This window comes from Cohnella thailandensis (assembly GCF_014212135.1).
Lineage (GTDB): Bacteria > Bacillota > Bacilli > Paenibacillales > Paenibacillaceae > Cohnella > Cohnella thailandensis.
The window spans coordinates 1-20,498 of the sequence record NZ_JACJVQ010000004.1; the positions used below are offsets into that span (position 1 = coordinate 1).

Here is a 20,498-nt window from a genome sequence, read left to right on the forward strand (position 1 = left end):
AGCCAGCACGGCAAGTGAGATGCTAATGAACGCTAACTCGTTTCGTATCCGGTTATCAGGGCGCAATAAAGTGCCTTGAAAAAAAGAAATAAAAAAGCTTTACAACAACGTGATGATGTGATAAGATATTATCCGTTGCTGAAAATTCGGTCCGGTGATGATGGCGGAGGGGTTCCACGCGTACCCATCTCGAACACGACCGTTAAGCCCTCCAGCGCCGATGGTACTTGGACCGCAGGGTCCTGGGAGAGTAGGACGTCGCCGGGCCGGATCACAAAGCTTGCTCTCATAGCTCAGTAGGTAGAGTGCATCCATGGTAAGGATGAGGTCACCGGTTCGATCCCGGTTGAGAGCTCCAGAAATTCTCGTGGCCCGTTGGTCAAGCGGTTAAGACACCTCCCTTTCACGGAGGTAACAGGGGTTCGATTCCCCTACGGGTCACCATTCACCTTAATAAGTGAATAATCGCTAGCGTGTCATGGAGGCTTAGCTCAGCTGGGAGAGCATCTGCCTTACAAGCAGAGGGTCGGGGGTTCGATCCCCTCAGCCTCCACCATGATCTTATCGCTGGGGATTAGCCAAGCGGTAAGGCAACGGACTTTGACTCCGTCACTCCAAGGTTCGAATCCTTGATCCCCAGCCAACTTCATGAGCCATTAGCTCAGTTGGTAGAGCACCTGACTTTTAATCAGGGTGTCGAAGGTTCGAGTCCTTCATGGCTCACCATCGTAAGACATGCGCGTGTGGCGGAATTGGCAGACGCACCAGACTTAGGATCTGGCGGGCAACCGTGGGGGTTCAAGTCCCTCCACGCGCACCACTTATATGCGGAAATAGCTCAGTGGTAGAGCATCTCGTTGCCAACGAGAAGGTCGCGGGTTCGAATCCCGTTTTCCGCTCCATCATATGCGCCCTTAGCTCAGCTGGATAGAGCGTCAGACTACGAATCTGAAGGCCGGGAGTTCGAATCTCTCAGGGCGCGCCACTTAACTTAATATTGTCGGGACGTAGCTCAGCTTGGTAGAGCACCTGGTTTGGGACCAGGGGGTCGCATGTTCGAATCGTGTCGTCCCGACCATCTTTCGCGGGTGTAGTTCAATGGTAGAACTTTAGCCTTCCAAGCTAATAGCGTGGGTTCGATTCCCATCACCCGCTCCATTAAGTAAACGACGAACCTTCTGTCTTGGACAGGAGGTTTTTTTGCGTTCTTGGATAATGGATTGGGTTCATCATGGGCAATGCCGGGTAATCCATGATGGCGGGATATCGGAGTCGATGCCTATAAAGCGGATAGCGAGGCAGCGAGGGCCGTCCTGCAACCGTTGAGGAGAAGAACGCTGCCTTCCGGTCGGAATGGATCTGGAAGGAAGGAAAGCCCCTCAGAGCGGCGATGGAACGGTCAACTGGCTGAAAGCTCTCCATTTTCCAACAATTCGTGACCTTCTCCCAACATCATTTTTGCCCCGGGGGCAGATTTTCGGGTTTATTTGTAGTATGATAATATGAAGAACTTGTGACAGAGACGCTTTTCATGGGGTGAGTGAGATGACTGAACTGGCTACTGCTAGCCGGCCGTCCTCGAACCATCTGCTTCGCCGCGACGTTCGTTTCCTAGGAAACATTCTGGGCGAAGTTCTGGTTCACCAAGGCGGTCGTGAATTGTTCGACAACGTTGAGAAGATTCGCGAAACAAGCAAAGCCCTCCGCGCGGATTTCGTGCCGGAGCTGTACGAAGAATTCCTAACCACCATCAACAAGCTGAATCCGGAGATCCGACACCAAGTCATTCGGGCGTTCGCGATCTACTTCCAGCTCGTTAATATCGCGGAACAGAACCATCGGATCCGCCGCAAGCGCGATTACGAAAGATCGGCCGGAGAAGCGGTTCAACCGGGCTCGATCGAGAGCGCCATCCAGGATCTTAAGACGAAGAACCTTCCTATCGAAGATGTCCACAAGCTGCTTAACGGCATATCCCTCGAGCTTGTGATGACAGCCCACCCGACCGAAGCCATGCGCCGCGCCGTATTGGATATCCATAAGAGAATCGCCGATCAGATGATGGAGCTGGACAATCCTTCCCTTACCTTCCGGGAAAGGGAGAAGCTGCGCGATCAACTGCTGAACGAGGTCCTGACTCTGTGGCAGACCGACGAGCTGCGCGACCGCAAGCCTACGGTCATCGACGAAGTCCGCAACGGCATGTACTTCTTCAACGAGACCCTGTTCGACGCTCTGCCGGACGTTTATGACGAGCTGGAACGCTGCCTGGGCAAGTATTATCCGGAGCACGACTGGCATGTTCCGACGTACCTTCGCTTCGGCTCCTGGATCGGCGGAGACCGCGACGGCAACCCTTCGGTTACGGCTAACGTCACCTGGCGCACGCTGAACATCCAACGCGGCTTGGTCATTCATAAGTACGAGAGCGTGCTAAAGAATCTCATCCGCAAGATGAGCTTCAGCACGAGCATCGTCGAAGTGACGGACGAGCTTCTTCAATCGATCGAACAGGACCGCGAGGCGGTCGAGCTGCGCACGATCGATCCTTGGACGAACGAGAAGGAGCCATACCGCATCAAGATTACGTACATGCTGCAGAAGCTGCAGAATATGCGGGGCGAACAGTTCAAGGGGACGAACCAGCGCTACAATTCCGTCGGCGAATTCATCTCCGAGCTGCAGCTGATCGAGAGAAGCCTGCGCCACCACTACGCGGACTTCGTGGCGGACAGCTACCTGAAGAAGCTGATTCGCCAAGTCGAGCTGTTCGGCTTCCATCTGGCGGCGCTGGACGTTCGGCAGCACAGCAAGGAGCACGAGAACGCGATGACCGAGGTGCTGGCGAAGGCCGGCGTCGCAAGCGATTATCCGTCCCTCAGCGAAGAAGCGAAGATCGAGTTGCTGAACAAGCTGCTGTCCGATTCCCGTCCTCTGCTCCACGAGAACGCGACCTTGACCGATTCGACGAAGGAGATCCTGGACGTCTATCGGACGATTTACCGCGCTCAGCAAGAGTTCGGACGCGATTGCATCAACAGCTATCTGATCAGCATGACCTGCGGCGCGAGCGATATGCTCGAAGTGATGGTATTCGCGAAGGAAGCGGGCCTGTTCCGCCGCAACAGCGACGGGTCCATCGAATGCACGATTCAATCGGTGCCTCTGTTCGAGACGATCGACGACCTTCATGCAGCGCCTCAAATCATGAGCACGCTGTTCGAGCTGCCGATTTACCGCGAGACGGTCGCGGCGATGGGCAACCTGCACGAGATCATGCTCGGCTACTCCGACAGCAATAAGGACGGCGGCATGGTGACGGCGAACTGGGAGCTGCGCGTCGCGCTGAACGAGCTGACCGCGATGGCCGCCAAATACGACGTGAAGCTGAAGTTCTTCCACGGACGCGGCGGCGCTCTCGGACGCGGCGGAATGCCGCTGAACCGCAGCATTCTGGCTCAGCCTCCGCATACGGTAGGCGGCGGAATCAAGATCACCGAGCAAGGGGAAGTACTCACTTCCCGTTACTCCATGCAAGGAATCGCGTACCGCAGCTTGGAGCAGGCGACAAGCGCGCTCGTGAAGTCGGCTTACCTGGCGATGAAGCCGGAGGAAGCGCAGGACAACTCGCAGGAAGCGTTCTGGGATGAGCTTATGCCGTCCATCTCCGAGACGGCCCAGACGAAGTATCAGGATCTGATCTTCCGCGATCCGGGCTTCATGTCCTTCTTCAAGGAATCGACCCCGCTGTCGGAGGTAGGCGAGCTGAACATCGGCTCCCGCCCGTCGAAGCGGAAGAACAGCGAGCGCTTCGAGGATCTGCGGGCGATTCCGTGGGTGTTCTCTTGGACGCAGAGCCGCTATCTGCTGCCGGCTTGGTATGCGGCGGGTACGGCGTTCAAGAACTTCGTGGGCGGCGATGCGGCCAAGCTGGAGACTCTTCGCGACATGTACCGCAACTTCTCCTTCTTCGGAACGCTCATCGACAACCTGCAGATGGCGTTGGCGAAGGCGGACCTGCTGATCGCAAGCAAGTATGCGGACATGATCAAGGACAGCACGATCAAGGATCGGATCTTTACGCTGATCTCGGAGGAGTTCGAGACGACCAAGGAGATGATCCTGGCGATTACCGGACAAGAAGAGATTCTGGACAACGTTCCGGTTATCCAAGAGTCGATTCGCCTGCGCAATCCGTACGTCGATCCTCTTAGCTACATGCAGGTTCAACTGCTGAGCGAGCTTCGGGAGAAGCGCGCGAACGATCAAGACGATGCCGAGCTGCTTCGCGAAGTGCTGCTGACGATCAACGGCATTGCCGCCGGCCTTCGCAATACGGGCTGATAAGAGATAATAAGAAACATCCGGGGACGCCAAGCAGAAGCGACTTGCTGCCGCGCGACCATGGCGGAATCTGGAGCTGTCCTCAGGCCTTGAAGGCCTGCGGGGCGGCTCTTGTTCTTTTCTCCGAAGGATGCGGGCGCCCAAACTGGCGTAATAACGTCGTACCCTTGCTTTTTGGAGAGGGGTCGTTTACCATTTTGATAGAGGATACAGGCGTTGCTGCTTGAGAGTGCTCGTATGTGGAGGATTGACGGTGAAGCCAATTGAGACGCGGCTGGCTCGGTTAGCCCGCAAGGGAGACCAGCGCGCATTCGCGGAGATCGTGGATTTATACAAGGATAAGCTTTATCACCTCGCCTACCGGATGATGAACAATCGTCAGGAAGCCGAGGATGTGGTCCAGGAGACATTCCTGCGGGTCTATAAGAACTTGGATCGCTACGACGAGGATCAGAAGTTCTCTACCTGGATTTACCGGATCGCCACGAACTTATGCATAGACAGACTGAGAAAACGCCGTCCCATCTATTCCCTCGACGCGGAGTCCGCGGATCACGAAGGGCTTGACGGCTATGCGATGATGCCGAGCGACGATCGCACGCCGGAGAGCGAGCTGATCCTGTCGGAAACTCAGCGCATTATTCGCGATGCCATCGAGACGCTGCCGGCCAAATATAAGTCCGTCATGGTCTTAAGGTATCTGCAGGACATGTCTCTTCAGGAGATATCGGACGTCCTGGACATGCCGGTGACGACGATCAAGACGCGCGTGCACCGCGGGCGCGAATTCATGCGGAAGAAATTGGAGAACAAATTGTGAGGGGACGGAGCCCGCAATTGTTGAAACCGGAGCTCTTCTTCAGCGTAGAGTATAGAAGCATTGCTACGGAGTTTAAGCTCCGGGGGAGAAAGGGATGGCTTAGCCTATGAATTGTAAAGTCGCCATCGCATTCATGCACGATTATTTGGACAATGAGCTGTCGCGCGAGCAATCCGCGGAGCTGAGTCGGCATCTGGAGCAATGTCCGGAATGCCGCAAGCGACTGGAATCGCTCGAGAGGACGGACGCTCTGCTCCATTCAGTCCCTGCTGAACGCGCGCCTAACTATATGGCTTACCGCGTGATGAAGTCGCTGCCCAAGACGCGAAGCCCCAAGGCTTGGACAACTTGGGTTCGCCGTCACCCGGCGTTCTCGGCAGCGGCGATGTTCCTTGTCGTCATGGTGTCCAGCTTCGTCGCCATGTGGAACCAGAGCGAACAGCTTACGGTCCGCGGAGCCGATCTGGAGCACGTCGTCATCGAAGGCAATACCGTCATTATCCCGGCGGGTCAGAAGGTTGCGGGGGATCTGACGATAGAGAACGGAGTCGCCCAGGTGCTTGGAGACGTAGAGGGGAACCTGACGATCATCGACGGCAACGTAACGCTAGCTTCAACCGCTCATATCGCAGGGAAGGTCAAGACCATCGATCGGGCAATGGATTGGGCATGGTACAAGGTCACTTCCTGGTTCGACACGCTCGCGTACGGATCCTGATTCGAATTCGCTTCTAGCGGAAGTCCGCTTCGATTCGGGAGGCCTCCCTAGGACTTAGGGAGGTTTTTTTGCGTTCTTGACAGGAATTCGGTATAGGAGTAGAGAAGTGAATAAAGATATATCCTAAGCGTATATTGACAAGAATCGGGAAATCCGATCGAGACGCCAAATCGGGGGGTGCGTCTTGGAAGCATATTTTCAAACGTTAACCTTAAGCAAAGCCATCAAGGATGCCATCGACATCCTGATCGTAAGTTATTTAATCTATAAGATGTTCCAGCTCGTCAAAGGAACGAGAGCGGTACAGCTGCTCAAAGGGATTTTCCTTCTCGTGATCACGTGGGCGCTCAGTACCTGGTTGAATCTGTACACGCTGAAGTGGCTGATGAATCAGATGTTTACCTTCGGCGTTCTGACGATCGCGGTTATTTTCCAACCGGAGCTCAGGCGGGCGCTGGAGCAGCTGGGGCGCGGCAAGCTGTTTAACCGCTCCGATGCCGATTCCGACGTCAGCCAGCAGATCAACGGGGTTATTAAGTCTATTAACCATATGGCGGAGAGAAAAATCGGAGCCCTGATCGTGTTCGAACGCAAAACGGGACTGACCGATTACATCGAGTCCGGAATCAAGATGCAATCGACGATCAGCTCCGAGCTGCTCATCAACATCTTCATTCCGAACACGCCTTTGCATGACGGGGCCGTCATCGTGCGCGAGTCCCAGATCATGGCCGCGGGCTGTTATTTGCCTCTGTCCGAGAATCCTTTTATCAGCAAGGAGCTGGGGACTCGGCACCGGGCGGCGATCGGGATCACCGAGGTGTCGGACGCGATCTCCGTCATCGTGTCGGAGGAGACGGGACAGGTCTCCCTGGCGATGAACGGGCAGATCGTTCGGGACATCAAGGAAGAGTCGCTTATCTCGAAGCTGTTCGAGGAGCTGCGTCCGCAAGCGAAGAGCAATACGCAGAACTGGGCCTTCTGGAAGCGGAAGGAGGGCGATCGCCGTGGATAAATGGCTGAACCATCCGACCGCGATGAAGATCATTTCCCTGGCGCTCGGCATCATCCTGTGGGCGGTCGTGCACTTCGATGAATCCCAGCCGACGACGACGGTGCCTACTTCCAATTACGAATACAAGACGGTCAACTCCGTCAGGATTCAGGCAACGGGACTGAACGCTCAGAATTACGTTCTCCAAAGCATGAGCGCGGATAGCGTTAAGCTCTATGTTCGGGGCAGCAAGACGGATCTGCTTCGGGCAAGCTCGGACGACTATACGGTATACGTCGATTTAAGCACCGTGACGGAAGGCCAGCATACGCTGAGATTACAGACGGAGCTGCCGCGGGGCGTGGAGCAGGTCTCCATTACGCCTAGCACGGTCACGGTGGCAGTGGAAGAGCTCCAGACGAAGGAATTCGAAGTGGAGGTCACAACGAAGGGAACCCCCGCGAAAGGATATAAGGCGGGCATTCCCGTCCTCAGCCCGACGAACCGGGTGCACGTCACGCTGCCGTCCAGCGGTCTCGCCAAGGTGGAGCGGGTAGGCGGAACGGTGTCCGTCGAAGGGGAGAGCAAGACGATCAAGAGCAAGAGCGTCAAGCTTGCGGCCTACGACAGCGAAGGCAACGTCATCGAAGGGGCGGTGCTCGATCCGGCCGTTCTCGAGGTGGAAGTGCCGATTACGAATCCGTACAAACTGGTGCCCCTGCAGTTTAAGCTGATCGGACAGCTGCCGTCGGGATTAAGCATCGCGTCCTTCAAGCCGGAGACGGAGCAAGTGACGATCTACGGTCCTCAGGACGTTCTGGATACGATCGAATTCGTGGAAGCCGACGTTAATCTAAGCGAATTGACTCAGACCGGCGAATTCGCGGTTCCGATCAAGGGAGTCGCTTCGATCACCGAATTCTCGCCGGCGGAAGCGAAGGTAAGCGTCGAGATCGTGCTGTCGCAGATTCGATCGCTGCAAGGCTTGCCGGTGACGATCGAAGGAGTCGGAGACGGGCTTGCGGCCAAGATCGTGGAACCGGCGACGCAGGTGGTCGATATCACGGTCAGAGGGGCGCCTGCGATTCTGGATAAGCTTCAGCCGGGCGACGTCGACGTGGTCGCGGACCTGAGCGGACGAGGGCTTGGAAGCTACACGGTGCCGCTGACGGTCAACTCGCCGAGGTTCGTCGACCAGGCAGGAGGCAACTTGACCATTACCGTGGAGATCACGGAGGCGGCAACGGAGGAGCCTACCGACGAGACGGCGGCGACGGATGGCACGGAGACCGGCGCAGGCGAGACCGGAAGCACGGGTTCCGGAGGCGCAGGATCCGGAAGTACGGGCTCCGGAGGCGCGAGCTCGGGCAACTCGGGTTCGGGCAGCACGGGGACGGGGACATCCGGCTCGGGTGGCGCCAGCTCGGGAAGCTCGGGCTCGGGCAATGCCGGCGCCGGGAACGAAGCTTCGCAGGCGGACGGCGCGTCCGGAGCGGGCGGAGCCGAGACCGATCAGCCGACTACGAATCAGGAATCCCAAGCCCCGGCTAGCCATTAGGACGTATTCGTTAGAGCCTGGTTATAGCGGGTGCACGGGAAGACAGAATGTGAAGGAGAATATACGAAGCTATGGGCAAATATTTCGGAACAGACGGCGTTAGAGGTATCGCGAATCAGGAGCTGACGCCGGAATTGGCATATAAAATCGGCAGATGCGGAGGGGTGGTCTTGGCCGGGCGCGCGGAGCGTCCGCGGGTGCTCATCGGAATGGATACCCGGGTATCCGGTCCTCTCTTGGAGAGCGCGCTTATCGCGGGATTGCTCTCGATCGGCGCCGATGTCATTCGCCTCGGCGTGGTAAGCACGCCGGCCGTCGCTTACCTGACGAGAACGATGGGAGCCGACGCGGGAGTCATGATCTCGGCTTCCCACAATCCGGTGCAGGACAACGGCATTAAGTTCTTCGGCAGCGACGGCTTCAAGCTGCTCGACGAGACGGAGGCCGAGATCGAACGGCTGATGGACGCGGAAGAGGATGCTCTTCCGAGACCGATCGGCGGCGGGATCGGAACGGTCACGACAGATCTGGAGCTTAAGCATCAATACGTCGACTTCTTGAAGACGACGGTTCGCCATTCCCTGTCGGGTCTCAAGATCGTGCTGGATTGCGCGCATGGCGCCGCTTACGAGCTGGCTCCGGAAGTATTCCGCGAGCTGGGGGCGGAGGTTATCGTCTATGGAGCCAAGCCTAACGGCCTTAACATCAATGATGGAGTCGGATCGACCCATCCCGAGATGCTGGCCGAGAAGGTGAAGGAGCATGGGGCCGACCTCGGCCTTGCGTTCGACGGCGATGCCGACCGCTTGATCGCGATCGACGAGAACGGCGAGGAAGTCGACGGAGACTACGTTCTGTGCATCTGCGGAGATGCGATGAAGCGGGAAGGAAGACTGAAGCACGACACGGTCGTGACGACGGTCATGAGCAACATCGGCTTCTTCAAGGCAGCGGAGAAGATCGGCCTTAAGACCGCTCGAACCGCGGTCGGAGACCGTTACGTCATGGAGGAGATGGTTCGCGGCGGGTATAACCTGGGCGGCGAGCAATCCGGCCATGTGATTTTCCTCGATTACAACACGACCGGAGACGGCATCCTGACCGGCTTGCAGCTGGCGGATACGCTTAAGGCATCCGGAAGCAAGCTGAGCGAGCTCAAATCGGTCATGCGCAAGTACCCCCAGGTGCTGGTCAACGTTCGGGTCGCGGACAAGTCGCGTTATCCGGGCAACCTGGCGATCTCCGAAGCGGTCGCGACGGCGGAAGAGGCGCTTGGCGACAACGGGCGCGTCCTGGTGCGTCCTTCCGGAACGGAGGCGCTGATCCGCGTCATGGCGGAAGGGCCGGATCGCTCCGAGATCGAAGAGCACGTGGAGAAGATAGCGAACGTCATTCGACAAGAGCTTGTATAAAGCGCGTAGAGGGTCCCTTGGTATCTAAGATGCCAGGGGACCGTGTCATTTCCTGGGGAATAAGCAGGTTTCAGTTGCAAGACGGCATGAAAACGAATATGATAAATAGATATTCCAGAATGGAAAGGCAGGGTAGGGACGAATAAGCACGAAAAGCGCCAGAACTTGTCGGCTGCACGAGGGCGGTTGCCGGAAAACGGAATTCCGCGCAACATGCGTTTATGCGCTCGGGGTTATGCGGCAAGTTGACGAGGTGGAGGTGTTCGGAACGTTCGGCGGGGACCTCCCGGCCCGCATCGGGGCCGTAAGACGGAAGACAAAACGCTCAGGGCAACCGGGCGGCCAATATTCCGAAGAAGATGAGAGCAAACTATCGCCAAAAGCGGTTTTAGCGTCTTGGAACGCTGAAGCGGGCGGGACGGCGAGAAAACGTTCAAGGATCGAGAATGTCCGGCGGGCCGAGCCAGGCCGCTTGCGGACCTGTTAAATGATGTTTAATTAGGTGAGTACAACTGCATGCGGCTGCGACTCGGAGCGTCTACGGGCATGGCTCGGACGACAATCATCCGAATCGGAGGTCTATTTAACTATGTGCGGTATCGTTGGATATATTGGCAATCGGGAATCTCAACCCATCCTGTTGGAAGGGCTCAAGAAATTGGAATATCGCGGCTATGACTCGGCCGGAATCGCGGTATTCACGGAGCAAGGCCTGGAAGTGACGAAGACGGTCGGCCGTCTGGCGAACCTGGAAGGACGTCTGCAGGACGATCCTCTTCGCGGTACGGTGGGCATCGGCCATACCCGTTGGGCGACGCACGGCAAGCCGTCCGACGTGAACTCTCACCCGCATACGGATAACTCGCTGAAGTTCTCCGTCGTGCACAACGGCATTATCGAGAATTATCTGGAGCTTAAGGAAGAGCTCATGCATCAAGGGCACCGCTTCCTGTCCGAGACGGATACGGAAGTGATCTCCCACTTGATCGCCGTCGAATATGAAGGCGACATCGTCAAGGCCGTTCAGAAGGCCGTCCGCAAGATGCGCGGCGCGTTCGCGCTGGGCGTGCTAACCGAGCATGAGCCGGACCGCTTAGTTGCAGTACGTTATGCCAGCCCGCTGATCATCGGGGTCGGCGATGGCGAGAAGTTCATCGCGTCCGATATTCCGGCCATTCTGGAGCATACTCGCGACATCTACATTCTGAACGACGGAGAAATGGCGGTTCTGACCCGCGACGGCGTCGAGCTGATGACGATCGAGGGCAACTTTATCGCCAAGGAAGTTTTCCACGTGGATTGGGATCTGATGACGGCCGAGAAGGCGGGCTTCGATCACTTCATGCTCAAGGAGATCCACGAGCAGCCGAAGGCTTATCGCGACACGATGCGCGGCCGCGTCAGCGAGGACGGCAAGTCCGTCTCGCTCAGCGAGCTGACGACGATTACTCCGGAAGAGCTTCGCAAGTTCAATCGCGTGCATATCGTCGCTTGCGGCACCGCGATGCACGCCGGCATGGTCGGCAAGACGATCATCGAGCAGCTCGCCCGCGTTCCGGTCGAGACCGACGTCGCGTCCGAGTACCGCTATCGTTCGCCGATCATCACGCCGGAGACGCTCGTCATCGTCGTGAGCCAGTCCGGCGAAACGGCCGATACTTTGGCCGCCCTGCGCGAAGCGAAGCGCAACGGCGCCCGCGTTCTCGCGATCACGAACGTCGTGGGCAGCTCCGTCGCCCGCGAAGCGGATGACGTGATCATCACGCTCGCCGGTCCGGAGATCGCCGTCGCTTCGACGAAGGCGTACACGTCCCAACTGATCGCGTTCTACCTGTTCGGCTTGCACTACGCGCAGGTGCTCGACACCAAGGACGAAGCGTTCGTATCCGGCGTCCTGGCCGCGATGGATTCGCTGCCGGAGCAAGTGGAGAAAATTCTCTCCCAGGCCGAAGTCATCAAGAAGATCGCCGAGTCGATCTCGCGCCACTCGAATCTTTTCTTCATCGGCCGCGGACTCGACTATGCCGTCGCCCTCGAAGGCTCCCTGAAGCTGAAGGAGATCTCGTACATTCACTCGGAAGCCTACGCGGCCGGCGAGCTGAAGCACGGCACGCTCGCGCTGATCGAGGAAGGCATTCCGGTCATCTCTCTGATCACGCAAGAGGACCTGCAGGAGAAGACGCTTAGTAACATCAAGGAAGTCAAAGCCCGCGGCGCCGACGTGTTCGCGATCGTGAACGACGGCAACGAGGAAGAAATCTCGAAGTCGGTGGACTCTGTGTTCTCCATCCCTCGCACGCTGAGCTTGCTGACTCCGGCTCTGTCGGTCGTGCCTCTGCAATTGCTGTCTTACTACGCTTCCCTGGCTTTGGGGCATGACGTAGATAAGCCGCGGAATTTGGCTAAGAGCGTTACGGTGGAGTGAGGCTAGGGCGATAGCGAACAAGATGTTCAGTGAGATTAAACTTAGTGACTTTGCAATATAGTCAGTACCTTTGCAAAATAGATGGTTCTTTACCAATATAGTTGGTTTTTGTACCTAGAAGCACATTCTAAAAACACCATGAGGCAACCTGAATTGATAAGGGGTTGCCTCCTTTTTTTAGAGGTCGATTAAAAATGGACTCAATTGGAAAACGTGTGAAAAGATACGTAAAGAGAACGAAATGATTCAGGTTGAATTCTCTTCGGCATTAGGAATATCGCAAGGAAGACTGATTGAAATTTAAAAGGATATTACTAAGCCTTCGGCAGATACTTTAATCGCCCTAAGAAAGCGATTTGAGGTTGACTTAAATAAACTTTTGCTTGATGACAGTTGAGTGGGTGATTGAATTGAAATCAGCAGACATATTAGAAAAAATATTTAAGAAAAGTGCAATCTCGGTGGTGCATTGTAACATTCGAGGCTTTTTATAGTGTTTAAAGAAGTCTTTAGGCGATTAAACTAACGGAGAACGTTAGTTAAATAAACAGCAGCAGTCTAGGACGTTATTTTCTCGTCGATGATTGCTGCTGTTCAGTATTCAGGGGGCAGTCAAAGTCTGAAGGTTTTGCAGTTAGATTCACTGTACGAATTCAATACATCCAGTCTAATACTTTATTTTATTAAGATAATGTGTAAATAAACAATTGTAACAGGCTTCTAGCACCACGAACAATCTAGGTCGATCTGTTTAAGCTGATCCTTTATTACATTGGTTTTCTTTGTTTCAAATCGAGGAGAACCATGTTTGCAGTACTTTTGATTCCATGAGAGACAGTGTCTTCTTGAACAATTTCATCCGAGCTGCAGCTGTAATAATCTGCAATTTCACGAAGGCTCCATCTTTGTATTTGATAATGAAGAAGCCATTTAAAGTGGTTTAGATTCCTTTTTTCTTTTTCCTTTACGTATCCTCTACTCAATAGAAAATCTTCTGCACGTTTACGATACAACTCTTTGTATTCTGCAAAAGCCTGATCAATTCGATTCTCAAATTCTTGCCAAGTGTCTGTCCTTGGATCCCATGCGAGTCCAGTAAAGCTGGGAAGTGTAAATGGTTCGTTTTTTTGAAGCGCCTCTTCCTTCTTTCTGTCATATATACTAAGCATTAATTCATAGTGGTTTCGTATTTCTTCATACATATATTCGTTTTTATCTTTCGTGTATGCCAACATAGTATCCGGGGAGAAAACAAAGGGATTCGTTGTTTGAAAAAAGGAATCATGAATGGATTCGCCACGATCAATGCTTTTACTTAGTTCTATATTGTCAGGCTCATCTTCATGAAATACATTTTCCGCCAAAACAAGCCTTTCTTCATATGGCCAAGTATTTCTGAACCGCTGCGAATTACGAACAACTTCCAATGAAACATTATACCGTTTGGCAAGCTCCTTATACTCGTTTATTCTCTTTTTCCGTTCGGATTCTTTGCAGTCGTTATAGAAGAATGAAAGTGATACCAGACCCAAAGATTTATAGAAATCAGACTCCCCTAAAAGATTAAACTTGTGGGCCCAAGCATTAATTGCTTCTTTCAATGGAATGTAATTTGGACAATTGTCGCTGCTAGCTTGGCTAACGATTCCCCACTCAGACGGCCATAATTGACTTCCTTTGTGATGCTTACGGAACCAGCGATCAGCTTCAGCATAAATATCATAGATTTCCCTGAGCTCATCTAATACTTCGGGTGTGGTTTCCTCGAGTAATTCCAAAAAGTATTTGATAGCTAAATATGTGCCGCTGTCCGTAATCGTTGACCCACCGTATGTAACTCTCTTTGGATGATAATATAAACCCTTCATATTCAATCAACTCCTATGATAGTCTTAACATGACTCATCATATAGAAACCACTTTATAGTTTACATGAAATAAGCAACGGTTGCTTAAATTCAATAAACTAAGTCCAAACCAACCGGCATAAAGAAAAAGAAGAACAGAGCAGTACTCCGTTCTTCTCCTTGAATCTATATTGGGTTTACTCGCTTAAGAGGTTAGCCAGATTAACGAACAACATGGGCAGCAATAGTAGGTCCAAAAGCCTATTTGACTGCACCGTCTACGCCAAAACGCCCCGTATACACTTTCCCGGCCTTTGTCTTATAAGTCTTGGTATACTGCTGAACGAAATTATACAAATTTTGAAAAATGAGAACGCCTGGATTCGACCGCATTGCGTTTGCTGCACGCTCATTCACGGTATTACCTGGATACGGAAATGAGCCCAGAAGATATTAAACAAATGAAAGAAATTTCCAAAGACAAATCCTATCACTGTCCGGAGCCAATTTTACTTATTATCGGAGGAAACCCCAATAATGCTTACTCAATAAGTATTACTGTTTTTAATAGTAATGGTGGATCGGTCGTACTAACAGAGCACACTATAGAATACTTGTAGTTCTAGTTCTCTAAAAATAGTGAAGGATCTTCTAAAGAATTAAGCATAAACGGCAATAATCTCCACTTTTTTATGGGTTGCTCATTTTTTAATGCGGTATCAATAACATTCTATCTTTGAAAGATCTTCAACGGAATTTCTTTGTCGAGGTAAGTGTTCGAAGAAAATAAAAGTGTTGGACAGAAAAATAGGGAAAATAACGTTGTAAACGTGCTCCTAGCATAATTGGCGGTACTCGTGGGATAAAGTCGGCCGGTTTGGACTTAGAATATGTACTACCAAAAAGTAAACGACCTGTGACCTGCATCTCTATTATGGAGCGATGCAGATCGCAGGCCAAGTGAATTTTCATTCATGGTGGTGACCACTAGGCCATGGTGGTTTGGTACAGCCTCTACTAGATTTAAGGTTGGAGTCTTTAAAAAAGAGTGTTAATCTATGATATATGTAGCTATTATGGCATATCGGTGGTGTTTTTTTGGAGGAGACAAAAGAGCGTGCGTTATTAAAGTTAAAAACGGAGATTGATAATGATATTTCAAAGATCGTGGGCTATGCAAAAGAATGTACATCAGTAGAGTTATATTTTCTTATTTACTTACTTAGAAATGTAAGAATTTTAAGGTTAAATCCTTCAGATCATCCTCCATTTCGGGCTGTATATATTAGTGCAGTGACAGCTGTATATGAAGAAGCTTTGAAATATTCCATTCAGCTCGTTTATAAATATGGCAATCATGCTCCCTCTATCGAGGAGGAAGGTCTGCCACGTTTCAATAACCCACTTTCTATTGCAGTGCATAAAACGGCTTCGATATTGAACAGCAAATTCGAAACGACATCATTCTTTGAACTTTTTGACATAAAACTTAATGGTGATCAAGATCGGTACGCTGAAATCAATATGAAAGCCTTATTCGAAAATGATGATGTTAAGAAATTCTTTGATTATTTTCTACGCATTGATTTGTCTTCCCAAAAGGAAACACTACGCACACTTAATGATCATCTTGAACATTTTCGGTCTGAATTCGATGGTGTTTCCGATCTATTTCGAGCGGAGTTTGGAGTAACATTTGAAACATATATCCGTTTTTACTATTATATCGGAAATAAGTTATTGAGGAAGTTAACCGAGTTTTTTGCTTCAGCGCCAAAACTGGAAAATGGAAATATGGCACCATTTGCATTAAGTTCAATCTTAATGTTTACGCCACACATAATGATAAGTGAAAAAGAGATAACAGACGCTTTAGGAGAAAAGATACGCCCTCTCATTAATCGTCTCATACTTTCACCAGAGGAAATAAATGAGAAAGAATTACGATTCTATGCTCTCAATAGAAAGCCACTATTACGAGCAATTACAGGACATTTGATTGTTTCTCCTGAACTTTTTTTAGATGGATTATTCACAAATACGCACTATTCTTTCTTGGAAGGCAAACATAAGGAAGCTTACAAAGCTAAAACAAGTGATCTTTTTCTTGAGCGTATAATTAATATCTCCCGTAAATTTGGTTATCGAGTACTCAGACGAAATCTGGAACTTTTTGAAGGAAAACAGCAGATAGGTGATCTCGATATTGTACTTAGGAATCGCGACGGGCATACCTTATTGATTGAGGCAAAGAAGCATTCATTGCCTTTAGAAGTGTATTTTAAAAATGTACAAGCTGTAGCAGATCGGCTAAGCTATCTTCATAAGGATTGGGAAAAAAAGGTGAATCGAAGAATTGCTCATCTTTCTTCTAATTACAGTCGTTATAAAATCGAAAAATCTTTCGCATATATAATCGTAACGAAGAATCCAGAAATTATATCCCACTACTCAAATCTGATGTGCTTAACTATTGAAGAGCTTGAAGTATACTTATCTAGCGGTAACTTAACATTATCATTCAACGATGTGTTTAATATTATGAATAGACAAAGTGAACTTAATGAAGCGGAGCTCGAAATGATAAGACAAGAAGATTTAACGTCATTTATCTAAAATGCATTTGAAAGCGATGCGTATTATAACGAAATCGATCAATACTATGGCGGCCATATGCATATTTCCTCACAACTATTGAAGGTGCATCGGCATAAGTCGTGCTATATGAGCCCCCAAGGAAAAGGCCTTTTACAGCCTTTCAGTGTGCCGCCAGGCTTTATCTCGATCGCCTGATTAAATGAAGAACCAATTTTAATGTAAATATGAGACAAAAACATTAATGTAATCGAGGTTGAAAGAGGTTTTTCTGAGACACCAACAATAATGTAACTTTAAAAATAAGCTAAAATTACTAAAATCCTTGTTATTGCTGGATTCTTTAGACACCAACAATAATGTCACTGAACAAAGATTTGTTAGAAGAAAATCTAGTTGTAGACTATGCGTTTATGGTATGATTCTGGTAATTAAAGGCGAAAGGGTGATTTAGCCCATGATCTATTAATCCTATCCGTTAAGAAAACCTCGGCAATTATTGGTTTTCTGGATAGGAGAGGTCTGGGCTTTTTGCACCCTTTGAAAGGGTAAATGCCGCTGTTTGTATTCGCAAAAGCGCGCATTTTCTTTCGGTGCTACGACCTCCTGTCCATGTGGACCAGGAGGTTTTTTTGATGTTTAAAATTCCCATTGAAAAAGGAGAGTGATTATTGTGCTAGGGCCGAATCCGAATGAAAAGTACCCTATACCGGGAAATCGCAATGTACAATTTATCAGTAATACGATTACTAGACCCAACATAGTAGCGGGTGAATACTCATACTATGATGCCAAAGATGGTGAATTGTTCGAAGAGCAGGTGTTGTACCACTATGAAGCAGTCGGCACCAAGTTAGTGATCGGGAAGTTTTGCTCAATTGCTGCCGAAACGACATTTATTATGGGAGGCGGCAATCACCGGATGGATGGCTCGACCTACCCTTTCAACATTTTTGCTCATGGTTGGGAGGCATATGTGCCTATGATGGAACAGCTATCCATCAAAGGAGACACCATAGTTGGAAATGACTATGGGTCGGTCGAGGGGCAACGATCATGCCGGGTGTCTCGATTGGGGACGGAGCAATTATTGGCGCACGTGCCGTCGTAGTTAAAGATGTACGACCCTATACCATCGTCGGCGGAAATCCAGCGAGAGAAATTCGACAACGATATTCTTCGGAAGTGATTGACGAGCTTCTGAAGATCCGATGGTGGGATGCCAAGATGGAGCTGATTAACCATTATATGGGGGCTATTGTTAGCGGCAATCTGGACAAGCTTTTGGAGATGAAAACAAAGATGTAAAGGGCAAAGGAGTGTTAGCGCATGGAAGCCAAAATTTTAGAGTTCAAGGTTCCCGAACCAGACTCAGGGCCATATGGGATCACATTTGGACCGGACGGGGCATGTTGGTTCACAGAGCAGAGAGGTAATCGAATTGGACGTATGACGGTCCAAGGAAAATATTCTTCTTACCCGGTTCCGACGCCCGAGGCCGGTGTCATGTCGATTGTGGCCGACAGGAAGGGGGACTTATGGTTTACGCAATATAAAGCGAACAAGATCGGCCATTTAACCCCAAATGGCCGTCTGACTGAGTTCGAAGTCCCGACACGCTCCGCATCGCCGTTTGGCATCGCAGTAGGACCGGATCAATCCGTTTGGTTTACGGAAATGTCGGGCAATAAAATCGGTAAAATATCTATCGATCACAAGATCATCGAGTATACCCTGCCTCAGGAAAACTGCTACCCCTCATTCATAACAAAAGGGGCTGATGGCGCCATGTGGTTTTCGGAGAACCAAGCCAATCGGATCGGACGCATCACTCCGGATGGAGAAATTCATGAGTTCCCAATCCCGACGGCAAACGCCTGTCCTGTCGGCGTAGCATGCGGTTCAGACGGGGCGGTGTGGTTCGTCGAAATCCAAGGCAATAAAGTAGGAAGGATAACGACGGATGGGCAAATAACCGAGTATGAGATTCCAACCAAAGAAGCCCGACCTCATGCAATCACGCCAGGCAAGGAAGGCGAATTGTGGTTCACGGAATGGGGGCGAAATCAAATCGGCCGTATTACCACTAGCGGCGTGATTACGGAATACTCTATTCCGACTCCGAACGCGGAACCTCACGGCATTGTTTTCGGGCTGGACAACGCCGTTTGGTTTGCCGAAGAGTGCGACCAGATAGGGAAGCTCATCCCTCCAAACGCAGCGACTTTCGACTAACGGGGAACGTGGTTCAAAAATAGGCAGAAGTTTCATGACTCATGTCGAGTCCCTTTACATTTACTCAATAAGGTGCTAAGATCAGTTCTACACTTATAGAAATGTAGAGCTATGCCAGGAAGGAGATCGTCATGGCAGAAAATGAAATGGAAATGGGTCAGGCTGTCAAAGTATATAAAGCTTTAGGCGAACCCACGCGTTTAAAAATCGCATTGATGCTGGCGAAGGAAAGCAATCAATGCTTTACTGCTATCGGCGAGAGACTGGAGACGGTAGCCGGTTCAACGTTGTCGCATCACTTGAAGCAATTAACCGACTCCGGCATCCTCAATTCCCGCAAAAGTGGATCCTATATTCACTATAGCGTGAATCAGGAAGTGGCCGAGAAATTTGCGCCTTATTTGTTGGCGTAAATTTTTTTGACCATCATTTCTACATTTCTAGAAGTGATGAAATTAAAAGGAGTGGACTAAATATGAAAGAGAAGCCAATGATGGAGTTGGGAATAACCACCTTTCTCCATACAAAGCCCGAACATGGCGGCGTCTCGCCGGCAGAGAGGCTGCGCCAAGCGATCGAGGAGATTCGATTGGCCGATCAGGTCGGGCTCGACGTGTACGCTATTGGGGAGCATCATCGGATCGACTACGCCAGCTCGTCGCCGGCGGTCATTCTTGCCGCCGCAGCACCAGCAACCAAGCGGATTCGGCTATCTAGCGCGGTAACGGTGCTCTCCTCGGATGATCCGGTCCGTGTTTATCAGGACTTTGCAACGCTGGATTGTCTATCCGAAGGTCGAGCCGAGATCATGGCGGGGCGCGGCTCCTTCGTGGAGTCGTTCCCGCTGTTCGGGTATGACCTAAACGATTACGAAGAGTTGTACGAAGAGAAGCTTGAACTTTTATTAAAAGTACGGACTACGGAGAAGGTCACCTGGGGGGGCGGACACCGTCCTGCCATTCATAATATGGGCGTATATCCCCGAGCGCTGCAGGAACCGCTGCCGGTTTGGATTGGCACAGGCGGCAGCCCGGAGTCAGCTGTTCGGGCCGGCACGCTGGGACTTCCTGTTATCTTCTCGATTATCGGCGGGATGCCGGAGCGGTTCGCCCCTTTGGTGAAGCTCTATAAGGAAGCCGCCAAGAGGGCAGGGCACGATCCCGACATGCTGCAGATTGCAACGCATTCCCATGGTTTCATTGCGGATTCGTTTGAAACGGCCGCTGAACGGTATTTTCCCGTTATGGCCGGGCAGATGAACCAGATTGGCCGGGAACGCGGGTGGCCGCCTTACACTCGCGACACGTTCCATGCAGCTTGCGACCTTCATGGAGCTCTATATGTCGGAGATCCGGAATATGTGGCGGAGAAGATTCTGCTTGCGCAGAAGAATTTAAGCCTGACCCGGTTTCTTATGTACGTCGATTTCAGTTCGCTGCCTCATCGGGAATTGTTGCGGACGATCGAACTTCTCGGTACTAAAGTCGCCCCTATAGTCCGTAAAGAACTGGCAAGACAATAAGGACTTGGATCCTGAAAAGGTGAGTTTT

At 51.2% G+C, this 20,498-nt stretch carries 12 protein-coding genes, 10 tRNA genes, 1 rRNA gene and 1 pseudogene; 23 read left to right on the forward strand and 1 reads right to left on the reverse strand.

Annotation, left to right across the window (positions count from 1 at the left end; all coding sequences use genetic code 11):
* Positions 1 to 150 precede the first annotated feature (150 nt).
* From rrf to glmS, 18 genes are all read left to right on the forward strand, one after another.
* Positions 151 to 267 (forward strand): 5S ribosomal RNA (rrf, locus tag H7B67_RS04055).
* 15 nt (positions 268 to 282) lie between these two features.
* Positions 283 to 358 (forward strand) — tRNA-Thr (locus H7B67_RS04060).
* Between the two features lie 11 nt (positions 359 to 369).
* Positions 370 to 444 (forward strand) — tRNA-Glu (locus H7B67_RS04065).
* 36 nt (positions 445 to 480) lie between these two features.
* Positions 481 to 556: transfer RNA gene (locus H7B67_RS04070), tRNA-Val, on the forward strand.
* A 12-nt stretch (positions 557 to 568) separates the two neighbouring features.
* Positions 569 to 643, forward strand: a tRNA-Gln gene (locus H7B67_RS04075).
* A 7-nt stretch (positions 644 to 650) separates the two neighbouring features.
* Positions 651 to 726: transfer RNA gene (locus H7B67_RS04080), tRNA-Lys, on the forward strand.
* Between the two features lie 11 nt (positions 727 to 737).
* Positions 738 to 820: transfer RNA gene (locus H7B67_RS04085), tRNA-Leu, on the forward strand.
* Between the two features lie 7 nt (positions 821 to 827).
* Positions 828 to 902, forward strand: a tRNA-Gly gene (locus H7B67_RS04090).
* Between the two features lie 6 nt (positions 903 to 908).
* Positions 909 to 985, forward strand: a tRNA-Arg gene (locus H7B67_RS04095).
* A gap of 16 nt (positions 986 to 1,001) precedes the next feature.
* Positions 1,002 to 1,078, forward strand: a tRNA-Pro gene (locus tag H7B67_RS04100).
* Positions 1,079 to 1,084: 6 nt separating this feature from the next.
* A tRNA-Gly gene (locus H7B67_RS04105) sits at positions 1,085 to 1,158 on the forward strand.
* 387 nt (positions 1,159 to 1,545) lie between these two features.
* Entirely contained in the window at positions 1,546 to 4,344 is a 2,799-nt protein-coding gene (gene ppc, locus H7B67_RS04110; RefSeq protein ID WP_185118532.1) for a phosphoenolpyruvate carboxylase, read from the forward strand.
* Positions 4,345 to 4,606: 262 nt separating this feature from the next.
* On the forward strand, positions 4,607 to 5,164 hold the full coding sequence (sigW, locus tag H7B67_RS04115; protein WP_425353924.1) for an RNA polymerase sigma factor SigW: 558 nt from the start codon (positions 4,607 to 4,609) through the stop codon (positions 5,162 to 5,164).
* A 106-nt stretch (positions 5,165 to 5,270) separates the two neighbouring features.
* Positions 5,271 to 5,882 (forward strand): zf-HC2 domain-containing protein, encoded by a 612-nt coding sequence (locus H7B67_RS04120; RefSeq protein ID WP_185118534.1) that lies wholly within the window; start codon positions 5,271 to 5,273, stop codon positions 5,880 to 5,882.
* A 184-nt stretch (positions 5,883 to 6,066) separates the two neighbouring features.
* Complete coding sequence (cdaA, locus tag H7B67_RS04125; RefSeq protein ID WP_185118535.1) at positions 6,067 to 6,897, forward strand: diadenylate cyclase CdaA; 831 nt, start codon at positions 6,067 to 6,069, stop codon at positions 6,895 to 6,897.
* The gene (locus H7B67_RS04130) at positions 6,890 to 8,434 is read left to right on the forward strand and encodes a CdaR family protein (protein ID WP_185118536.1); all 1,545 of its coding nucleotides are present in this window, start codon (positions 6,890 to 6,892) and stop codon (positions 8,432 to 8,434) included. Before cdaA ends, H7B67_RS04130 begins: the two co-directional genes overlap by 8 nt.
* Positions 8,435 to 8,505: 71 nt before the next feature.
* Complete coding sequence (gene glmM, locus H7B67_RS04135) at positions 8,506 to 9,846, forward strand: phosphoglucosamine mutase (protein WP_185118537.1); 1,341 nt, start codon at positions 8,506 to 8,508, stop codon at positions 9,844 to 9,846.
* A gap of 589 nt (positions 9,847 to 10,435) precedes the next feature.
* A complete protein-coding gene (gene glmS / locus H7B67_RS04140) occupies positions 10,436 to 12,271 on the forward strand; it encodes a glutamine--fructose-6-phosphate transaminase (isomerizing) (protein WP_185118538.1) in 1,836 nt (611 codons plus the stop codon).
* 767 nt (positions 12,272 to 13,038) lie between these two features.
* On the opposite strand, the gene H7B67_RS04145 is transcribed toward glmS, so the two are convergent.
* Positions 13,039 to 14,139: a hypothetical protein gene (locus tag H7B67_RS04145; protein WP_185118539.1), complete on the reverse strand. Its 1,101-nt coding sequence runs from the start codon at positions 14,137 to 14,139 to the stop codon at positions 13,039 to 13,041.
* A gap of 1,077 nt (positions 14,140 to 15,216) precedes the next feature.
* Between H7B67_RS04145 and H7B67_RS04150 the strand changes: the two genes are divergently transcribed.
* From H7B67_RS04150 to H7B67_RS04170, 5 genes and pseudogenes are all read left to right on the forward strand, one after another.
* Positions 15,217 to 16,734 (forward strand): hypothetical protein, encoded by a 1,518-nt coding sequence (locus H7B67_RS04150; protein ID WP_185118540.1) that lies wholly within the window; start codon positions 15,217 to 15,219, stop codon positions 16,732 to 16,734.
* Positions 16,735 to 17,383: 649 nt separating this feature from the next.
* Positions 17,384 to 18,021: pseudogene (locus H7B67_RS04155) on the forward strand (Vat family streptogramin A O-acetyltransferase).
* A gap of 21 nt (positions 18,022 to 18,042) precedes the next feature.
* The gene (locus H7B67_RS04160; RefSeq protein WP_185118541.1) at positions 18,043 to 18,948 is read left to right on the forward strand and encodes a Vgb family protein; all 906 of its coding nucleotides are present in this window, start codon (positions 18,043 to 18,045) and stop codon (positions 18,946 to 18,948) included.
* A gap of 131 nt (positions 18,949 to 19,079) precedes the next feature.
* On the forward strand, positions 19,080 to 19,361 hold the full coding sequence (locus H7B67_RS04165; protein WP_185118542.1) for an ArsR/SmtB family transcription factor: 282 nt from the start codon (positions 19,080 to 19,082) through the stop codon (positions 19,359 to 19,361).
* Positions 19,362 to 19,423: 62 nt separating this feature from the next.
* Complete coding sequence (locus H7B67_RS04170) at positions 19,424 to 20,470, forward strand: Atu2307/SP_0267 family LLM class monooxygenase (protein ID WP_185118543.1); 1,047 nt, start codon at positions 19,424 to 19,426, stop codon at positions 20,468 to 20,470.
* Positions 20,471 to 20,498: the final 28 nt, after the last annotated feature.